14 protein-coding genes are annotated in these 20,100 nt (G+C 67.9%); 12 read left to right on the forward strand and 2 right to left on the reverse strand.

Annotation, left to right across the window (positions count from 1 at the left end):
• Positions 1–193 precede the first annotated feature (193 nt).
• The 12 genes from WS91_RS24290 (at position 194) to WS91_RS24345 (ending at position 17,765) form a co-directional block, all read left to right on the forward strand.
• Positions 194–892 (forward strand): response regulator, encoded by a 699-nt coding sequence (locus WS91_RS24290; protein WP_059671189.1) that lies wholly within the window; start codon positions 194–196, stop codon positions 890–892.
• An 86-nt stretch (positions 893–978) separates the two neighbouring features.
• Entirely contained in the window at positions 979–1,416 is a 438-nt protein-coding gene (locus WS91_RS36270) for a hypothetical protein (protein WP_145986740.1), read from the forward strand.
• Positions 1,417–1,683: 267 nt separating this feature from the next.
• The gene (gene bcsB / locus WS91_RS24295; protein WP_059671210.1) at positions 1,684–3,933 is read left to right on the forward strand and encodes a cellulose biosynthesis cyclic di-GMP-binding regulatory protein BcsB; all 2,250 of its coding nucleotides are present in this window, start codon (positions 1,684–1,686) and stop codon (positions 3,931–3,933) included.
• Positions 3,934–3,936: 3 nt separating this feature from the next.
• On the forward strand, positions 3,937–5,172 hold the full coding sequence (gene bcsZ / locus WS91_RS24300) for a cellulose synthase complex periplasmic endoglucanase BcsZ (protein WP_082754466.1): 1,236 nt from the start codon (positions 3,937–3,939) through the stop codon (positions 5,170–5,172).
• On the forward strand, positions 5,142–9,023 hold the full coding sequence (locus WS91_RS24305) for a cellulose synthase subunit BcsC-related outer membrane protein (protein ID WP_082758316.1): 3,882 nt from the start codon (positions 5,142–5,144) through the stop codon (positions 9,021–9,023). The genes bcsZ and WS91_RS24305 overlap by 31 nt, the downstream gene beginning before the upstream one ends.
• A 22-nt stretch (positions 9,024–9,045) precedes the next feature.
• A complete protein-coding gene (gene bcsE, locus WS91_RS24310; RefSeq protein WP_059671190.1) occupies positions 9,046–10,935 on the forward strand; it encodes a cellulose biosynthesis protein BcsE in 1,890 nt (629 codons plus the stop codon).
• Positions 10,932–11,144 carry a hypothetical protein gene (locus WS91_RS24315; RefSeq protein ID WP_038750974.1) on the forward strand — a complete coding sequence of 71 codons (213 nt, stop codon included), beginning with the start codon at positions 10,932–10,934 and terminating at the stop codon, positions 11,142–11,144. The genes bcsE and WS91_RS24315 overlap by 4 nt, the downstream gene beginning before the upstream one ends.
• Positions 11,141–11,926, forward strand: a complete 786-nt coding sequence (gene bcsQ / locus WS91_RS24320; RefSeq protein WP_059671191.1) for a cellulose biosynthesis protein BcsQ — start codon at positions 11,141–11,143, stop codon at positions 11,924–11,926. Before WS91_RS24315 ends, bcsQ begins: the two co-directional genes overlap by 4 nt.
• Positions 11,923–14,430: a UDP-forming cellulose synthase catalytic subunit gene (gene bcsA, locus WS91_RS24325; protein WP_059671192.1), complete on the forward strand. Its 2,508-nt coding sequence runs from the start codon at positions 11,923–11,925 to the stop codon at positions 14,428–14,430. The genes bcsQ and bcsA overlap by 4 nt, the downstream gene beginning before the upstream one ends.
• A 30-nt stretch (positions 14,431–14,460) precedes the next feature.
• Entirely contained in the window at positions 14,461–16,011 is a 1,551-nt protein-coding gene (gene bcsG / locus WS91_RS24330; RefSeq protein WP_059644885.1) for a cellulose biosynthesis protein BcsG, read from the forward strand.
• Between the two features lie 991 nt (positions 16,012–17,002).
• Complete coding sequence (locus tag WS91_RS24340; protein ID WP_038750970.1) at positions 17,003–17,326, forward strand: type II toxin-antitoxin system MqsR family toxin; 324 nt, start codon at positions 17,003–17,005, stop codon at positions 17,324–17,326.
• 1 nt (position 17,327) lies between these two features.
• On the forward strand, positions 17,328–17,765 hold the full coding sequence (locus WS91_RS24345) for a type II toxin-antitoxin system MqsA family antitoxin (protein WP_082717735.1): 438 nt from the start codon (positions 17,328–17,330) through the stop codon (positions 17,763–17,765).
• A 511-nt stretch (positions 17,766–18,276) separates the two neighbouring features.
• On the opposite strand, the gene WS91_RS24350 is transcribed toward WS91_RS24345, so the two are convergent.
• Positions 18,277–19,356 carry a TadG family pilus assembly protein gene (locus WS91_RS24350; RefSeq protein ID WP_059671194.1) on the reverse strand — a complete coding sequence of 360 codons (1,080 nt, stop codon included), beginning with the start codon at positions 19,354–19,356 and terminating at the stop codon, positions 18,277–18,279.
• Positions 19,357–19,384: 28 nt separating this feature from the next.
• Positions 19,385–19,840, reverse strand: coding sequence for a TadE/TadG family type IV pilus assembly protein (locus WS91_RS34410; protein WP_231752085.1), 456 nt, complete (start codon positions 19,838–19,840; stop codon positions 19,385–19,387).
• Positions 19,841–20,100: the final 260 nt, after the last annotated feature.

A 20,100-nucleotide genomic window follows, 5' to 3' on the forward strand; every position in this document is an offset into this window, starting at 1 on the left:
GGCCGTCGCGCGGCGACGGCGAGTGTCGGGCGCGACGGCATCCGGAGATCGGCGGCGCGAACGCGAACCGAACGCGGCGGGCTCGACGCAACGTCGTCTGCCGCGCATGAGCCTGGAGAGGTGGCAACGACATGATATTTTCGCCGGCTGCCGGCCACGCGCGGTCGACTCGAACGATTCGACAAGGTCGAGCATGAGCGAGCCGACCGCTACCGTCATGCTGATCGACGGCGAAACCTGCATCCGTCACTTCGTGCGCGCGGCGCTCACGCACGAGGGCTTCGCCGTCTACGATGCCGGCACGGGCGCACGAGGGCTCGACGAGGTCGCGCGGCGGCATCCGGACCTCCTGATCGTCGACGTCAACTTGCCGGATGTCGACGGCATGGACCTGATCGGGGAGATTCGCCGCGCGTCGCGTGCGCCGCTGATCGTCCTGTCGTCGCGGGATCGGGAATCCGACAAGGTGGCCGCGCTGAATGCCGGAGCGGACGATTATCTGACGAAGCCGTTCGGGGTGCCGGAATTGATCGCACGCATCCACGCGCGTCTGCGGCGGCTGACCGGCAATCCTCGTCATCGCGGCGGCGTCGTGCGCTTCGGCGGCGTCACGATCGATCTCGGCGAGCGGAGCGTGATGCGCGAGGGCGGGGTCGTGCACTTGAGCCGCACGGAATATCGGCTGCTCGCGTTGCTGGCCCGGCACGCCGGACGATTGCTGACGCATGACCAGTTGCTGACGGAGATATGGGGGCCGTCTCACATGCAGGATCAGCATTACCTGCGCGTCTACGTGGGGCATTTGCGCCAGAAGCTGGAGCGCGACCCTGGGCGTCCGGAGCACATCGTGACGGAAGCGGGCGAGGGATATCGGCTGATCGGCGCGTGGTAGCGGCGTTGCGCGCGTGGCGGAGGGTTTTCTGGATCGGCATCGCAAACGGAATGCACGTTCGACACGCGACAGCGCCGCCGTATCGAATGCTCGACGCACGTGCGCTGATGAACGCGCGTCTCGGCAGCATTGCCCGAAAAATACGCAATGGAAATTTCGGATCGCTACGCTTTGCGACGAGATGTCGCGATGCCGGTTTCAATTGCAAAAAACGCGGTCGATTGCGCGCGACGCTCGATTCGTTCAGCAAAAGATTGCCGGCGGCTCGTGGCCCGGCGATGCCGGCTCCAGGTCGAATTCCCCAGGCGGTCCGCGGCTTCGCTCGCGGGACGCCGCGCCTGATGACCCGCCGCGCCGCCTCGGCCGCGATGAGGTTCGCGAGCGTTGGCGATTTCGGCGGCGATTCGAAGCGGCGCCCGTCGTTCGTCGCGGCATCGCGGCGAGAACGTCATGCGCGCCCGTCTTGCAACCGGGAAAATCGAGACAAAAATATTGCTCACACAGTGAGACCGGATGAATTATAAAAGTTGAAGCAGATCCGTTTTGCAGCGCCGAAGAGGCGAGGGAATCGATTCCGATTTTCGAATCGGCATGACGCTTACGAGATATTCGGTGTCGATTCGGCAATCATGATGCCGATTATCTAATTCGCTCCAATTGTTGCATTTCGTTGAATTAAAAATAAATCAATGCGCAATCTGGGATTTTCTGCAGAAGACCGATGCGCCACGCGACGGCGGCTTCGCGAACGATTGCGGGCGGCGCTCGCGTCTGCCGCCGTCGCGTCGACCATGGCGGCGGCGCTTCAAATCGCCGAAGCCGCGCCAGCGCCGGCGCCCGCGTCCGCTGCGGACTTCTCCGCGTCCCGGCGTCCGGACGCCGGCGTTGCCGACGGTCGCGCCTCGCAGGCGCAATCGCAAGCGCGATCGGAAGCGCACCTGCCGTTCTCGTCGCTCGGCGCATACGACGTGCTCAAGTTCCGAGGCGTCGACGCGACGCGCATCGTCAACGCCGGCGTGCGGCTCGATCGAGTGGTCAATGCCGCACGGCTGCGCCTCGTTTATGCGTATTCGCCGGCGCTCGTGTTTGCCGTTTCGCATCTGAAAGTGACGGTCAACGGCGAAGCCGTCGCGACCGTGCCGTTCGCGCCGGAGCGCGCGGGCCGCACCGTCACGCAGGACGTTCCGATCGATTCGCGCTTGCTCAGCGATTTCAATCAGATCGGCCTGCATCTCGTTGCGCACTACACGCTCGATCATTGCGAGGACCCGAACCATTCGTCGCTGTGGGCCGACGTCAGCCCGTCGAGCGAATTGATCCTCGACGAGGAGGCGATGCGCCTGCCGAACGATCTCGCGCTGCTGCCCGTGCCGTTCTTCGATCGGCGCGACAACGATCGGCTGACGCTGCCTTTCGTACTGCCCGCGGCGCCCGACGACGCGACGCTGCGCAGCGCGGGCGTGCTCGCGTCGTGGTTCGGCGCGCTCGCGAGTTACCGTCACGCGCGCTTTCCGCTCGCGTCGGCGCCGCCTGCCGGCGCGCACGCGGTGGTCGTCGGCATTGCGTCCGCGCTGCCTGCCGGGTTGAGCCTGCCGGCGATCGACGGCCCGATGCTGATCGTCGCCGACAATCCGTCTGCCGCGGACAAGAAGCTGCTCGTCGTCACCGGGCGCACCGCGGCCGAAGTCGACGAAGCGGTTCGTGCGCTCGTGCTCGGCAAGGCGGCGCTGTCCGGGCCGTGGGCGCGGATCGCGCGGGTCGATGCCGGCCCGCCGCGCAAGCCGTACGACGCGCCGCGCTGGCTGCCCGTGACGCGGCCCGTCGCGTTCAGGGAGCTCGCCGAGCAGCCCGACGCGCTCGAAGTGCGCGGCAGCGCACCCGATCCGATCCGGCTGAACCTGCGTCTGCCGGCCGATCTGCATTCGTGGAGCGGGGCGGGCGTGCCGCTGCTGCTGCGCTATCGTTACACGGCGCCGACGGTGCCGAACAACTCGACGCTGTCGGTCGAGATCAACGAGCAGCTCGTCAAGTCGTACCGTCTTCCGCTCGCGTCGGCCGACGACGCGCGCGGACGATTGCAACTGCCGCTGCTGTCCGATCCGGACGCGCGCAGGACGAGTGCCGTCGACATCCCCGCGTTCCGCGTCGGCAGCGCCAACCAGTTGCAGTTGCGCTTCAATCTCGATTCGCAGCAGACCGGCTGGTGTTCGGGCGTCGCGTCGCAGCCGCAGCGCGCGGCGATCGATCCGGATTCGACGATCGATTTCTCGCACTTCGTTCATTACGCGGAGTTGCCGAATCTCGCGTATTTCGCGAATAGCGGGTTTCCGTTCACGCGCTACGCGGACCTTTCGCAAACGGCGGTCGTGATCGCGGATGCGCCGTCGCCCCAGGAAATCGAAGCGTTCCTCGCGATGCTCGGCCACATGGGCGAATGGACGGGCTTTCCGGCGCTGCGCGTCGCGCTCGCGCGCGAGCGCGACGCGGCGGGGCTCGTCGACAAGGATCTGCTCGTCGTCGACGGCGGCTCGTCGTTTCCGCTGCTCGACCGCTGGCGCGCGGCGTTGCCGGTCGTCTTCGGCGCGCGGCCCGCCGACGGCATAGTGTCCGCCGCGTTCGCGGTGACGGAGCGCTGGCGTGTCGGCGACAGGCGGCGGGAAGGCAGCGCGCTGCTCGAGCAGCGCGGCGCGCTCGGCGCGCTGCTCGGCTTCGAGCTGCCCGGCAGCCGCGGGCGCAGCGTCGTCGCGCTGACGGCGACCGACGCGCAGCGCCTGGGCGATCTGCTCGACGTGTTCGACAAGCCCGGGCTCGTCGCGCAGGTGCAGGGCGACCTCGCGCTCGTCCGGGCGGATGCGGTGGACAGCATGCGGGTGAACGACACCTACATCGTCGGCTATGTGTCGTGGTACGAACGGCTCTGGGGCCACGCGGCGAAGCATCCGCTGCTGCTCGGCATCTCGGGCGTGCTCGCCGGCCTGCTGCTCACGCTCGCCGCGTTCGGCGTGCTGCAGCGGATCGCCGAGCGGCGCCGCAGGAGCTGACGGATGGCCCGCGAGCCGATCGACCCGACGCGGCGCACCGGCTTTGCCCGACCGATGCGGCGTGCGGCGACGGCGACGGCGGCGCTCGTCGGCGCGGCGACGGTGGCGGGCGCCGCCGCCGTTCGCGCGCAAGCCGTCGCCGTGGGCGACGCGAGCGTTTGCGCGGCCGCGTCGGACTGGCCCCGCTGGGCGCGCTTCAAGCGCGATTTCATGTCGATCGACGGCCGCGTGATCGACGTCGGTTCGGCCGACGAGCGGACCGTGTCCGAGGGCCAGGCGTACGGCCTGTTCTTCGCACTCGTCGCGAACGACCGGCCGGCCTTCGACGCGCTCCTTCGCTGGACCGAGAACAATCTCGCGCAAGGCGACCTGAGCGCGCATTTGCCCGCCTGGCTGTGGGGCCGCGCGAGCGACGGCGCGTGGCGCGTGCTCGACGCGAACGCGGCATCCGACGCCGATCTGTGGATCGCGTACGCGCTGCTGGAGGCGGGGCGCTTATGGCGCGAGCGCAGCTACATCGCGCGCGGCGCGGCGCTCGCGAAGCGCGTGCTGGACGACGAGACGGCGACGCTGCCGGAGCTCGGCGTCGCGCTTTTGCCGGGGCCGGAGGGCTTTCAGCCGGCGCGCGACCGATGGCGGCTGAACCCGAGCTACTCGCCGCCGCAGGTGATACGCGGCATCGGCGCGCATCTGCCGGACGACGCGCGCTGGCCGCGCCTCGTTTCGAGCGCGCGCCGCGTGCTGCTCGACGCCGCGCCGCGCGGCTTCGCGCCGGACTGGACGGTCTATCGCGCGGGCGCCGGCTTCGGGGCCGATCCGGCCACGCGCGGCGCGGGCGCGTACGACGCGATTCGCGTGTATCTGTGGACGGGCATGCTCGCGGCGGACGATCCGCTCGCGAAGCCGCTGCTCGCGCGTTTCGCGCCGTTCGCGAACTACGTGGCCGCGCACGGCGCGCCGCCGGAGACGGTCGATACCGAGACGGGCGTGCCGGGCTCGAGTGCGGGCAATGCGGGCTTTTCGGCGGCGGCGGTGCCGTTTCTCGACGCGCGCGGCGAGCGCGCGCTCGGCGACGCGCAGGTCGAGCGCATCGCGCGGCTCGACGGCGAAACCGCGCCGGGCTATTACACGGCCGTACTGACGCTGTTCGGGCTCGGCTGGCGCGACGGGCGTTATCGGTTCGCGGCCGACGGCATGCTGAACGTCCGATGGAGCGAGCCGTGCGCGGCGGGCCGCTGATGCGCGCGGCGGCGCTCGCGCCGCGGTTCGCGTGGCTCGCATCGTCGGTCTGGGCGACGGCGGGGATCGCCGCGACGCCGCCGGCCCTGCGCGCGCCGAGCCAGGCCGACGCGCGCGCCGACGCGAGGCGTCTGTTGGAGGCGGCGCGGATGTGGTCCAACAAGCACCGCGACGACCTCGCGCGCGACGCGATCCGCAAGGCGCTGCTGATCGCGCCCGGCGATCCGGCGCTGCTCGCGGAGCAGGCTCGCATTCTGCTTCGCCTCGGCGACGCCGCGGGCGCGCAGGCGGCGCTCGCGCGCCTGCGGTCGGTCGCGCCGGGCGCGGCGGCGACGCGTCAGATCGAGGACGAGTATCGCGTCGCGACGAGCGGCCGCGAGGAAATGGCGCAGATCCGCCTGCTCGCGCGCAGCGGGCGCGGCGACGAAGCGGCGCGAAGGATCGTCGCGCTGTTTCCGCACGGCGCGCCGTCGGGCGCGCTCGGCGCGGAGTATTACCAGATCGTCGCGCGCGCGCCGGACGGCCGCGCGCAGGCGATCGACGCGCTGCGCCGCAGCGTGGCGGCCGATCCGGACGACGTCGCCGCGACGCTTGCGCTCGTGCGGCTGCTGAACGAGCGCGCCGATACGCGCGCGGAGGCGAACCGCATCGTGTCGGCGCTCGCGCGGCGGCCGGACGTCGACCGCGCGGACGTGCTCGCGCTCTGGCGCAGAGTGCTGCAGTCGGCGGGCCGCGATCCCGCCTATCTCGATGCGATGCGCGCCTACCTCGCGCTCGCGCCGGACGATGCCGAGTTCGGCGACGCGGCCGCCGCGATCGAGCGCGAGCGCGACGCGCAGCGCCGCCTCGAGCGCGATCCGGACTACGTCGCGCAGCGGCGCGGCTTGCAGGCGCTCGCGCGCGGCGACGACGACGCGGCGCGGCCGCTGCTCGAGCAGGCGGCGCGCGCGCGGCCGCGCGATCCGGAGGCGATCGGCGGGCTCGGTTTGTTGCGGCTTCGCGAAGGCCGGCACGACGAAGCGCGCGTGCTGTTCGAGCGCGCGGCCGCGCTTGCGCCCGACAATCGCGCGAAATGGGAGAGCCTCGCCGGCACCGCGCGTTTCTGGGGCCTGCTCGCGCAAGGCCGGGCCGCGGCGGCGCAGGGCCGAACGGAAGACGCCGAGCGCGCGGCGCGCGCGGCGCTCGCGATGAAGCCCGGCCAGGCCGACGCCGAACTGATGCTCGCCGACGCGCTGCTCGCCCGGCGCGACTGGCGCGACGCGGAGCCGCTGCTGCGCGAGTTGCTGGCGGCGCACGCGCCGAGCGTGTCGGCGGTGCGCAGCGAGACGACGCTGCTCGAGCAAACCGGCCGCGCCGATCAGGCCGAATCGCTGCTCGACGCGCTGCAACGCCGTTTTTCCGCAGCGGGCGACCGGCACGCGCTCGCGCGCTTGCGCGCCGACATGATCACGCAGCAGGCGGGCGCGCTCGCGGCGGCGGGCAAGCGCGGCGCGGCGGCCGAGCGCTACGAAGCGGCGCTGCGCGCCGCGCCCGACGCGCCGTGGACACGTTTCGCGCTCGCGCGCTTGTATCGCGACATGGGCCTGCCTCAGCTCGGCCGGACGGTGATGCGCGACGGGCTCGGGATTTCCGATGCATCCGACATGCATTACGCGAGCGCGCTCTATCTCGCGTCGATCGACGACACGGCGGGCGCGCAGGCGGCGCTCGCGCCGGTGCCGCGCGGCGAGCGCACCGACGGAATGAACGCGCTCGCGCGCAAGCTCGACGCAAGAGAGGCGATCGACGCCGCGCGTGCGGCCTATGCGCGCGGCGAGACGCGCGCGGCCGCCGCGGCGCTCGATCGCGCGGCGGCGCTCGCGTCGGACGATCCGGACATGACGGCCGCCGCCGGCGCGCAATGGATCGCCGAAGGCGACGGCGATCGCGGCGTCGCGCTGCTGCGCGACTGGATCGACGCGCATCCGCAGCGCGCGGACGTCGACGTGCGGTTGCGCTACGGTGATCTGCTCGGCAGCGCGGGGCGCGACGACGAGCTCGCCGCCGCGCTCGCCGCGCTGCGCGACGAGCCGAATCTGACCGTCGGGCAGAAGGCGCGCGTCGACGACCAGGCGCTGCGGCTCGTGCTGCGCAAGACGGACGACGCGCTCGCGCGCGGCGACTATGCGCGGGCGCGTCGGCTGCTCGACGCCGCGAGCCCGGAAGAGAAGGCCGACAGGCGCTATGCGCTCGAGCTGGCCGACCTCGAGCGCGAGCAGGGCCATGACGCGGCCGCGCGGGACGCGCTCGCGCCGATTCTCGCGCGCGCGCCCGACGATGCCGACGCGCGCCTGTCGCTCGCCCGCATCCTCGAGCGGGCCGGCGATCGCGACGGCGCGCTCGCGATCGTGCGCGACGTGCTCGCGCGCGCGCCGGAGGACGACGTCGACGTCCGCCTGTCCGCCGCCCGCCGGTTCACCGCGCTGCGGCGGCCGGACGAAGCGCGGCGGGTGACCGATGCGCTTCGCATCGCCTATCCGGCGCGCGCCGACGTTACCGTCGAAGCGGGCCGCGTCGCGCAGGACGAGGGCCGTTACGGCGAAGCCGAGTCGCTCTATCGCTTGTCGCTCTCGCAGGAGCGCGCGGAAGGCGTCGCGCCGGGCCGCGACGGCGCGACGCCCGCGCAAGACGCATGGGGCGATCTGCGGCAGCGGCGCAATCCGGAAATCGAGGCGGGGTGGCTTCCCGCATACAAATCGGGCGACGCGGGCGTCTCCGAATATCACGCGCAGCAGGGAACCGTCTATCTGCAGATGCCGTATCGCTACGACGGCCACTTCTTCGTTCATCTCGACGCGGTGCATCTCGACGCGGGCACGCTCGACACGCGCGACCCGAACGCGTACGCGCTCGCCACGTTCGCGACGTATTCCGCGTTCGCGTCGCAGAACGTGAATCCGCCCGGCTCGCTGCATCAGTCGGCGACGGGCGTCGGATTCGGTGTCGGCTATCAGTCGGAGGCGTGGCGCGTCGACGTCGGCACGACGCCGCTCGGCTTTCCCGTGCACTACGTCGTCGGCGGCGTGAGATATCGATTCGGCGCCGGGCCCGCGCGCTTCTCGATCGGCGCGTCGCGGCGGCCCGACGACACGGGCAGCGAGCTGTCGTATGCGGGCTTGCGCGATCCGTGGACAGGCGCGGCGTGGGGGGGCGTGCGGCGCGACGGCGTCGACGTGCACGCGAGCGTCGACGTCGGCGCGGCGAACGTTTTCGCGGATGTCGGCGCGGGCGTGCTGACCGGGCGCAACGTCGCCGACAACGCGGAGATCACGTTGCGCACGGGCTTCACCGTGCCCGTCTACCGGCGCGCGGGCATGCGCGTCGACGCGGGCCTCGTCGGCAATGCTTGGCACTACGCGAACAACCTGCGTTTCTATACCTACGGGCAGGGCGGCTACTACAGTCCGCAGCGTTACCTGTCGCTCGGCGTGCCGATCGAGTGGCTCGGCCGGCGCGGCGCGCTCACGTGGGATCTGACCGTCACGGCCGGCGTGACGAACAGCTACGAGAGAAACGCGCCGTATTTCCCGAACGGGCTGCCGAACGTCCCCGGCCTGAAGCCGCCGCAGGCGCTCGGCGGCCTCGTGTTCGGCGGCGGATCGACGCGGGGCGTCGCGTTCTTCTACGGCGTCGACGGCATCGTCCAGTACCGCGTGAATCCGCATCTCGTGATCGGCGCGCGCATCAGCATCGATCATTCGCATGACTATGCGCCGAGCTCGGGGCTGCTGTACCTGCGCTATGCGTTCGACGCGCGCAAGAACGAGAGCCGTCTGTCCCCCGAGCCGGTTCGGCTCTATTCGAGTTACTAGACGTCGGAAGGAGCATTCGCGCGTGAACACCGAATCCGATTCCGCCCGCTACTCGACCCTCGGCGCCCGGCTGCTCGCCGGCGTGCGCGCGTTCGGCCGAACGCGCACGCCGCCGGCCGGCGCGGACTGGGGCCGCCTCGCGATCGACGCGCTGCCCGGCGAATGGACGAAGCTCGAGCCGGGCGGACTATACGCGGTGTACGCGGCGGCGCGCACGCCCGGTTGCGACGCGCTCGTCTGGGAAAGCGCGCGGCAAGCGGGCGCGCGCGACGTCACGGTCGTGCTTGCGTGCGACGCGCGGTCGGCGTCGGCTCGCTTGCGTGAGCGCGGCTTCGCGAACGCGGCGCGCGGCTGGCCGCGCCGCCTGAACGTGCTCGCGATGCCGGTGCGTTCGGGCGGCGAAGCGGGCAAAACGGGCGAGGCGGTCAAATCGCCGTTCGCCGCGCTCGCCGGCGGCCTCGCCGCGCTGAAACGATTCGGCTTTCGTGCGAATGCGCTGTATTTCGTCGAGGGCGCCGAGCGTTGGTTCGACTGGAGCGATCCTGCGGCGCTCGCGGAAGAAGGGCGCGCGCTCGCCGCCTGGTGCCTCGCGCGCCGGATCGCCGTCGTGCTGCTGCTCGGCGACGCATCGCCCGACGGCGCGAGCGGACAGGCGCGCGACGCCGCGCCGGACGATCGTCCGATCGTGCGCGATGCCCGCCGCGCGCAGCTCGGCGGCTTCCATCGCGCGTGCGCGGGCGTCGCGCAACTGCAGCGCTCGCACGGGGAATTGCTGTGGGTCGTCGATTTCTGGCGCACGCGCGGCGCGCTCGCGACGGGCGAAGCGCGCGCGCTGCGCTTCACGCCGGCGGGCCGGCTGACGGCGGCGGACGACAGCGCCGCCGACGCGCGCGAAGCGCAGCGCCTCGCCGCGGACGAGGCGCGCGTCGTCGTTTCGCGCGCGGTGGTCGGGAACGAGACGTGGACGCCCGACGAATGGGAAGTCGTCTCCGACAACGACGCGGTGCTCGCGGCCTGCACGGCGGCTCACGCGGCGACCGCCGTGCTCGCGTACGCCGGGCATGCGCAGCTCGAGGCGCTGTGCGCGATCGTTCACGCGCTGCGCCGCGGCTGCGGCGGCGCGCTGAAGATCGTCGTGGTCGAGCGCGGGGAAGTGCTGCGCCATCACTTCGAGCTGCTGATGCTGAGCCTCGGCGCGAACCAGGTGATCGCGCGCGACTTGCCGCATGCGCGCGTGCTGGCCGTGCTGCGCTCGCTGCAAGGCCAGCTCTATGCGCGCCCGGTGCCGTCGGACTATCGCGCCGCGCTTGCGGCGTTGCTCGGCGAAGGGGCGCTCGGCTATCTGCCGGTGGGCGCGTTCTGCCTGCACGTGCGCGCGGTGCTCGAGCGCAGCGCCGCGCTCGCGTTGCCGCATGCGCTCGTCAAGCTGACGCTGCTGCCGGGCGTCGCGCACGCCGATGCGCTGCGCGCGTGCGTGCCGCGCCGCGCCGGCGACGTGCTGACGGCCGACGCGCAGCACGTCTACCTGTTTCTGTTCGCATGCGAGCTGCCCGACGTGCGGCGCGTGCTCGACCGCCTTTTCCAGGTGCCGGTCGAGCGCGTGTCCGATCGCATCGTGCATCTCGCCAACGAGAGCATCAAGCTCGAACTGGATCGCCTGCTGGCGGCGAACCGGAGCGCGCCGATCGCCGACTACAGCGACCTGTTCCCGCGGGCGCACGCGGCGCGTCCGGCGGACGAGCCCATCGCGGAAAAGCCGTCGGCCGACACGGCCGGCCGGCGATCCGACGCAATCGAGGCGTGCGCGTCCGCGCCGGCCGCCGTTTCGCCGCAGCCGGAAGCCGCCGTCCGCCATCTCGGCGATGCGACGCGCTTCGCGATGCCGCTGCGCGATCCGAAGGGGCGGCCATGACTTGGATGCTGATCGGTTTCGTGCTCGGCGTGGCGATCGCGATTCCCGCGTGGATCGCGTCGCGGCGGCTCGGCATCGGGCGCGGCCTGCAGGCGCCCGCGCGGTTTCGCCGGCATGCGGCCTCGACGTTCGACGTCGCGCCCGTCGTGCTGCGCGGCCGCTATGTGCCGGGCGCCGGCGAGGCGGCCGAACGTGAGGACGCGCGATGAAGACGATCGCCGTGATTTCGACGGCGGGCGGCGCGGGCCGTACGACGCTGACGGCCGCGCTCGCCGTGCTGCTCGCGCGCCGCGGCCGCCCGGTCGTCGCGCTCGATTTCGATCCGCAGAATCTGCTCGGCGTGCCGCTCGGGCTCGACGCATTCGCGTCGGCGGGCATCGCGCACGCGCTGTCGGGCGCGGCCGCCGCATGGCACGCGCACACCTGGCGCAGCGCGGACGGCGTGCTGTTCGTGCCGTATGGCGACGTCGATCCCGCGCAGGCGCTCGCGTGCGACCTGCGGCTCTCGGCCGAACCGGAGTGGCTTGCGCGTTCGCTCGTCGACGTCGATTTGCCCGGCAACGGCGTGACCTTGATCGACGCCGCGCGCTATCCGTCGCAGCAGGCGGCGCACGCGCTGCGCTGCGCGGATCTCGCGCTGTGCGTCGTGCCGCCGGAGCCCGCCGCTTGTGCGACGGTCGCCGCACGGCTGCCCGAACTGCGCGCCGAGACCGGCACTGCGCTGCACATCGTCGTCAATCGCCTGAATCCCGCGCGCGACATGCAGCGCGATGCGCTCGCGATGCTGCGCGCGGCGGCGGGGCCGGGCGTCGTGCTCGAGCAGCGCGTGCATTTCGATGCGGCGCTGCCCGAGTCGCTCGCGCGCGGCACGTGGTTCTTCGACGATGCGCCGCATTCGCAGGCGTCGCACGATATGCACGGCGTCGCGGGTTGGGTCGACGCGTGGCTCGATGCGCCGGCCGGGGGCGAGACGTCGGGAGCGCGGCAATGACATCGCGCGTCGCGCTCGGCCGCCGGATCGGCGACGCGGCCGCCCGCATGCGCGACTGGATCGCTCGCGGCCTTGGCGTGCCCGCCGAACGCTCGTCGTTCGATTGGCTCGTGCGCGCGTTCTTCCATCCGCCGGCGCCCGGCCGGCGCGACGCCGCGCGCGACTGGCTCCGGGCGGCGATACTCGCCGTGGCGACGCAGTGGGGGGTGATGCAGCCGCACAGTTCGCGCGAGTGGCTTTGGCGCGTGGTCGTGCGTGCGCCGCGCCCCGCCTCGGCGGTTCGTCGTCGCGCCATTGAGCGGCATTCGGCTCGGTTCGCGCCGGCGCGCCGCGTCGCCGTCATGCTGGGCGCGCTGCCATGGGAGCGATGGAGCGCGCGGATGGAGCGCGGCGCGACGCGCGTTGCGCGTTCGCGCGTGACACTGTCGATCGTCGCCGCGGCGGGCGCCGCGCTGTGGCTTTGGGCCGCGACGTCGCCGCTGCTGCCGGGCGCGCAGTTCGCGTTCTTCGCGGCCGTGCTCGGCCTCGCGCTCGTGATCCGCCGCATGCCCGGCCACGTGTCGACGCTCGTGCTCGCGATGCTCGCGCTGCTTTCGATGATGCGCTACGTCTGGTGGCGCAGCACCGAAACGCTCGACTTCCGCACGCCGGTCGAGGCGCTGGTCGGCTATCTGCTGTACGCGGCCGAGGCGTACACGTGGCTCATCCTCGTGCTCGGCTTCGTGCAGACGATATGGCCGCTCGACCGGTCGGTCGAGCCGCTGCCGGACGATCCGGCCGGCTGGCCGAGCGTCGACGTCTACATTCCGACGTACGACGAGCCGCTCGCCGTCGTGAAGCCGACGATATTCGCCGCGCAGAGCCTCGACTGGCCCGCCGGCAAGCTCAACGTCTATCTGCTCGACGACGGCCGTCGTCCGGAGTTCGAAGCATTCGCGCGCGACGCGGGCGTCGGCTATCTGACGCGCGACGACAACCGCCACGCGAAGGCGGGCAACATCAACAGCGCGCTTGCGCGAACGCACGGCGAATACGTCGCGATCTTCGATTGCGATCACGTGCCGACGCGCTCGTTCCTGCAGACGACGATGGGCGCGTTCCTGCGCGATCCGAACTGCGCGCTCGTGCAGACGCCGCACCATTTCTTCTCGCCGGACCCGTTCGAGCGCAACCTCGGCACGTTCCGCCGCGTGCCGAACGAAGGCAGCCTGTTCTATGGCCTCGTGCAGGCGGGCAACGACCTGTGGAACGCGGCGTTCTTCTGCGGCTCGTGCGCGGTGCTCAAGCGCGGGCCGCTCGAAGAGGTGGGCGGCGTCGCGATCGAGACCGTCACCGAGGACGCGCACACCGCGCTGAAGCTGCATCGCCGCGGCTATACGAGCGCGTACCTGCCGACCGTGCAGGCGGCGGGCCTCGCGACCGAAAGCCTCGCGGGCCACATCAAGCAGCGCATACGCTGGGCGCGCGGGATGGCGCAGATCTTTCGCATCGACAACCCGTTCGTCGGGCGCGGCCTCGGCCTGTTCCAGCGCATCTGCTACGGCAACGCGATGCTGCATTTCTTCTACGGCATCCCGCGGCTCGTGTTCCTCACGGTGCCGATCGCATACCTGTTCTTCCATCTGTATTTCATCAACGCGTCGGCGCTCGCGCTCGCGAGCTACGTGCTGCCGTATCTCGTGCTCGCCCAGCTCTCGAATTCGCGGATGCAGGGGCGTTTTCGCCATTCGTTCTGGGCGGAAGTGTACGAATCGGTGCTTGCGTGGTACATCGCGCTGCCGACGACGATCGCGTTCCTGAGCCCGAGGCACGGCAGGTTCAACGTGACCGCGAAGGGCGGGCGGATCGACGAAGCCTACGTCGACTGGGCGACGTCGAAGCCGTATCTCGCGCTGCTCGCGCTGAACGCGGGCGCGATTTGCGCGGGAGTCGTGCGGCTCGTCGTCGCCCAGGGCGACGAAGCGTCGACAGTCCTGCTGACGATGAGCTGGACGCTCTACAACCTGATGATGCTCGGCGCGGCGATCGGCGTCGCGTACGAGGCGAAGCAGGTGCGCGTCACGCACCGGATCGCGATGCGGGTGCCGGCGACGCTGCTCTTCGCCGACGGCACGACCATCGCGACCGTCACGCACGATTATTCGAGCGGCGGCCTCGGCCTCGAGGCGCCGGCCGGCCTGATGCTCGAACCCGGCACGCCGCTTCGGATCTGCATCACGCGAGGCGATCAGCCGTTTCACTTTCCCGTGCGCGTCGCGCGCTCGCGCGACGGCTATCTCGGCGTTCAGTTCGAGCAATTGACGCTCGAGCGCGAACGGCAACTCGTCGAATGCACGTTCGGGCGCGCGGATGCGTGGCTCGACTGGCGCGACGACGAACCGTCCGACGCGCCGCTGAGCGGCCTCGTTCAGGTGGCGACGGCGGGCATCGCGGGCTACGCACGGCTCGCGAGACGCACGCTGCGGATGGTGCGCTCGCCGCGAGAGGCGGAGCGTGCGCGCTGACGACGAGACGAATCACACGGAGCCGCGGCTATGACGATCTGGAATCTGTATTTCATCCTGAAGATCGTGCTGTTTGCGACCGGGCACTTGAAGCCGCTCTGGCTCGCGAACGTCGGCCTGGCGCTTGCGCTCGCGTTGACCGCGCCGATTCGTCGGCGCGGATTGCAGGCGCTGCGTCACGTGATCGCGCTCGCGCTCGCCGTGCCGCTGATCTACCGCGAGGCCGGCTTGCCGCCAGCCGCCCGCATCGTCGAAGCGTTCGGCGGCCTCAAGTCGTTCAGTCTCGCTTACTGGATGGAACTCGCGTCGCGATACGTGCCGCCCGCACTGCTGTTGGCGACGATCGCCGCGATCGTCGTCTATGGGATCGTGAACCGCTGGGTGCGCGTCGCGACGTTCGTGCTGGCGGCGCTGATCGTGATACCGATGTGGCAGGCGGGCGAGGCGATCGTCGCCGGCGCGCGGGCGGGCGCCGGCTCGTCTGCCGCCGACGCTCGCGACGCCGCGCGTGCGCTCGATCACAACGCGGCGCTTGCCGCGTTTCGCACGCGCGAGTCGCAGCGCGTCGTGACGTTCGGACATCCGCGCATCGATCCGGCCACGCAGTTCGACGTGATCGTGCTGCACGTGTGCTCGCTGTCGTGGGACGATCTCGACGTGGCGAAGCTGCGCAATCATCCGCTGCTCGGACGCTTCGACTATCTGTTCACGAACTTCAGCACGGCGGCGAGCTACAGCGGGCCGGCCGCGATTCGCGTGCTGCGCGCGACGTGCGGACAGGAGGCGCATGCGGACTTGTACAAGCCGGCGTCCTCGTCGTGCTATCTGTTCGCGCAACTGGCCGAAGCCGGCTTCGCGCCGCAGACGCTGCTCAATCACGACGGCCATTTCGACAACTTCCTGCAGGTCGTTCGCGACAACATCGGCGCGCCGAACGCGCCGGTGTTGTCGAACGCGGACGCGCCCGTCGCGATGCACGCGTTCGACGGCTCGCCGGTCAAGGACGACTACGCGACGCTCGCGAGCTGGTACGCGAAGCGCGGCACGACCGCGGGCCCCGTCGCGCTGTACTACAACACGATCAGCCTGCACGACGGCAACCAACTGCCGGGCAGCCACTTGACGAGCCTCGATTCGTACCCGCTGCGCGCGCGCAAGCTAATGGACGACTTCGATCGCTTCGCGGACCTGATCGCGTCGTCGGGCAGGCGAGCCGCGATCGTGGTCGTGCCCGAGCACGGCGCGGCGTTGCGCGGCGATCGCAACCAGGTCGCGGGGCTGCGCGAAATACCGACGCCGCGCATCATCCACGATCCCGTCGGCGTGCGGCTCGTGGGTTTTCCGGGCAATCACGGCGCGACGACGGTGATCGACGAGCCGACGAGCTTTCTCGCGCTCGCGCAATTGCTGTCGAACGTCGTGAGCGGCGCGCCGTTCAGGCCGGGCGCGACGCTGTCGCGCTACGCGGCGGATCTTCCGCAGACCGAGATGGTCGGCGAGAACGAGGGCACGGTGACGGTGAAGACCGCGGACGGCTACGTGGTGCGAACGCCCGACGGCGTATGGGTGGGGGAGCGATGAGCACGCGAAACGGAAAGCCCGACAACGACCTGACGGGGCTTACGCAGTACGTTGCGGGATTCGACGCGGGGCACTACGTCGACGAGCAGGCTCAACGGATTTATGAGGATGCGCTCGTCAAATGGCCGCTCTTGGCTCGGCTGATGGGGCTCGAGGCCACGTCACGCGCTGACCGGCGGGCGGTAGGGTAGATGCGTTCGCGCGGCTTTGCCGAGCGGAATTGAAGGTCACGCGGGAGGCTCTCGGGCACCGTCGTTGCAGGTTCCGATCCCGAAGGCACCTGAAAAAGTATCCGGCGGATTTTGAAAATCTGCGACTTTTCTTGGAAGCCAATGACAGCTTGGGTGGCCCGCAAACCCTTGTCCGGCTTGGCTTTGCGGCATTTCTTGAGAGGCGGGGGAGGCGTGTGCTGGCGGAAGCGGTGTCATGCAAACTGCCTTGTGTATCAACGGTTTTGTGGAAAAAAATTGAAAAAGTACCCAACCAAGTACCCAGAAAAATAGGCCCTTTCGTCCTATAAGGCTTTGACCGGCTTCGATAATGTCGTCTCCGCCTTTTGTTCCGCCAAACTGCCTTATTTGGCAAGGCGTTCGGGATTTCTGGTTCCGAAAGTACTCTATTTAGTACCCGGATAAGGCGTCCATTGTGCAAATGATGCCAGGCGTCTTTGCTTCACCGCAGGAGCAGAAATCGTTGGAGAGTTGGAGATAATCGTCAAAATCGGCCGAAAAGCCTTTTCCAGTAAGACTTTCCTTGTCTCCAAGTGTATCTCCAGAACACCAATTTTCTTGGAGAGAGAGTTGGAGGCAGATAGTCGAGTTCATCGATCGCACTTGGTTGCTTCGAGAATTGCTTCGCTGTCTGGAGCGCTGCGCGCAAAGAAATTTCTCCCCCGCCACGGTGCTTGAAGGGGCGGAAAGCGCGGGCGATGTGTCCGCCGCACGGAGATCGGCAGCTTGCAAAAATAACCCTTATAGGGTAATGTTTGTGCATGGAGAAGAACACGCCGCACTACAAACTCGCCACCGTTCAGGCCACCGTCGCCAGGTTGGGGGCAGCCGCGTTCACGAAGACTGCCCTTGATGGCGGAAGAGCCATGGGGCTCACCAGCGCGGACATGCTTGCCGTCGTTGCTGGCTTAAGTTCCGTGTCACATAGGCGTGGCGGCAATTTCTTCAAATCCATGACCACCTACGGCGATCACACGGTATGGCAGGACGTGTATCACGCGGGCACGCCCAACGGCAAGTTGGCCTACATCAAGATTACCGAGCGAAGCGACGGGGCGCCGGTCATTCAGTTCAAGGAGAAGTGACATGAAACATCGCAACTGCGCGAACTGCGGCACCCGGAATGGCATGACGCGGTTCGAGAACGAATCTTTTACGATTCAGCACGAAACATTCAGCGCCCAAGTTCACGGACTGTCCGGCTGGCGCTGCAAGGCATGCGACGAGGTCGAATTCGATCCGCAAAGCGCGATGCGGTACGCAGAAGCCGGTGACGCGCTGGTGCTCCAGGCACGCGAGCACACGCAGCATGAAATTCGTCGCATTCGCAAGAAACTGCATCTGAGCCAAGTGCAGGCCGCTCGCTTGACCGGTGGCGGACACAACGCCTTCTCGCGTTACGAGAGCGGCGATGCCACGCCCGTGGCGGCCGTGGTCAATCTGCTGAAGCTGCTGGATCGTCAGCCGGAGCTCTTGAAGGTGTTGGTGGATGCGCCGGTTGTCGAAGTGCAGTTGGATAGATGAACGCAACGGACTGCATCAGACGACGAGTTGCTGATGCTGTTCCGATGCCAAATTGAGGCGGGAGGCTGGCGGCGTAGCCGCCAGCTTAGCTGATGTTTATTTGCCCGCATTGCGATCAGCGAATCGCGCTTGCGACGGATAGAGGGCATACCTGCGCTAGGAAGCGGGTAGGGCATACTTTGCGGCGCTGCCTGCGATCAAATCGGCAGCATGGCTGCCTCGGGTGGTCCACTCAAAAATTTCAGAAAACTGTCCGAACGAGCGAGGCCACTTCTTTCTGTCCCGTGGCTTCCTTCCCAGACGCGCCTGCAGCAGTCGTGGGGTTCATCCTTCGGGGTTGGGCAAAACCCGATGAATCACTCTCACGAGTTGGAGCCTCCACAAAACACGGAGCGGTTCAACTCGTGGACCACGCCCGCGTCGAGGCCAGGCGCGGGCGTTCCGCACCACGACAGCGGCGCAGGCGGCTGAGCTGGTGCGCGCGAAGCGCGTGAGTCGTCCAACCTCAAATCTATTGCACGAGGCTTGCCGGCGTGTATGCACCATAATATGGGCCGCTGCTACTTCCGCCCGTGGTTCCTTGCGCCTTCATTCCTCCCAAGAAATGACCTTGAAGGTATTTGCCGCTGCCCCCCACCGACTGATCGATTTGAAATGCGACGAAGCCAATGATGGGCGCTTGAGCGTGAGTCGTGATATTCGCCACAACCGGTAACAAAACTTGAGCGGGCAGGCTGATGTAATCAGTCATATGGTTGTAGATTGACGTCTTGGTGCCCGGCTCAATCCAAGTATTGTCACCAATCGACATAGGTGTGGGGTTGCCGTTTTGAATCAAGCTGTCGATCGTTGGCACGTTGTTGGCATCGGTGTTAAATGAGGTCCATTGCCCGAAGTTACAGCCGTCCTCCGGATGGTACGAGGAGTCGATATTCAATTCCTTGGGCTTCCCCGAAGAATCCGTGATGGGCATCCCGGTCGTTGCGTTCCAGTAGTTCGGATCGCTCATCAAACACTTGCTGATGACCATCGGAAAGAGCGTGCCAGATTGTGTTGCCCCAGGAGCGGATATCGCTGCTGCGGCTGTTGCACTGATAGGTAATGTCGAGATCCCAATCATGGGTGCAAGTAGCATTGGTAGTGGTCCGCCGTTGCTGCCTTTCGACAAGCTCACGGTGACAAGCACTGCGGGTTTATCGAATTTCCCGGGACTGGTGGTGCTGCTTTGAAGCCCAGACGGTGTGCCACTGACGTTCCAGTAGCCGGTATCGATTGTTGCATTTGATAGAGCCACACCGTTTGCAAGATTCTTCGAAAGCACCGCTTGGGCGGCATATTTGGCCGCTGCGTCTGCCGTCGTCCACGAAGTGGACGGCGCACTGACTGTTAATGCGCCGCTCAACGCTCCAGCTCCCGCAAGAGCGGCAGCATCGGCCGCATTCTGCAATTCGTTGCGCACGATCATTGCTCGCGCGATATCAAGCGCTAGTGCAGCAAAACCGATTATCGTGGCAAGAAAAATTGCAGCCTGGATGGCAACGACACCCCGTTCGCGCCTTGTCCGATGCCGGCTGAAGGGTCGATTTTTCATATCTCACCTGTCGAAGTTAGGTGCTTCGTTATTCGTAATTCATGGTCGTTGAGGCTGACATCTGGAGCACCTTCGACAAGGGGTTAAACGATGACTTTAAAAGTAAGCCTGTAAACGAATAGCTTACGGTCACAGTCAGTGGGCTGCCTGACGACGTGCCAGAACCCTGATCAACGTTCACGGTGGGTGCTACGGTACCGCCAAATGTAATAAGGCGTCCTTGTGCATAATTCGTTGCAACACTCTGAATCTGAGTGGCAGTAAGCTGCGGTACTTTGTACACGATGCCAGCTCGTGCCGCCTCCCTACTTGCATTTGTGATTACTGCCTTGTCGTAGAGCGCCAGACCTAATTCGACTATGCCGATTAGAAGTAGCAGAATCAGGGGCAGCAAGAGCGCAAATTCAACTGCCGCTCCTCCCCTTTGTGAGTTCAGGTGTTTCTGTTTTGAAACATGCAACCTACGCCTCAGTTCCATTTTCATCTCCCCGTCTCCTCTATTTTCCACCTGCGGATAAACCTGTTCATGTATCACAGATGGGTGGCCCTGCTATGTCGAGGCAGTCATCAGAGGTTGTGCAAAAAATGTGCCAAACGGTCTTGCAACGTGTTCACGCCAAGCACTTGGCAAACTCGTTCCGTCGCGACCGGCTCAGATGGAGAAAAGTGTTACAGCGCTGAAACGCCGGGTTTGATATCGCGAGTGAACGACGATCAGATCGTCCGGCTGTCCCCATGTTTCAA

It is taken from the genome of Burkholderia sp. MSMB1498, assembly GCF_001526245.1.
Lineage (GTDB): Bacteria > Pseudomonadota > Gammaproteobacteria > Burkholderiales > Burkholderiaceae > Burkholderia > Burkholderia savannae.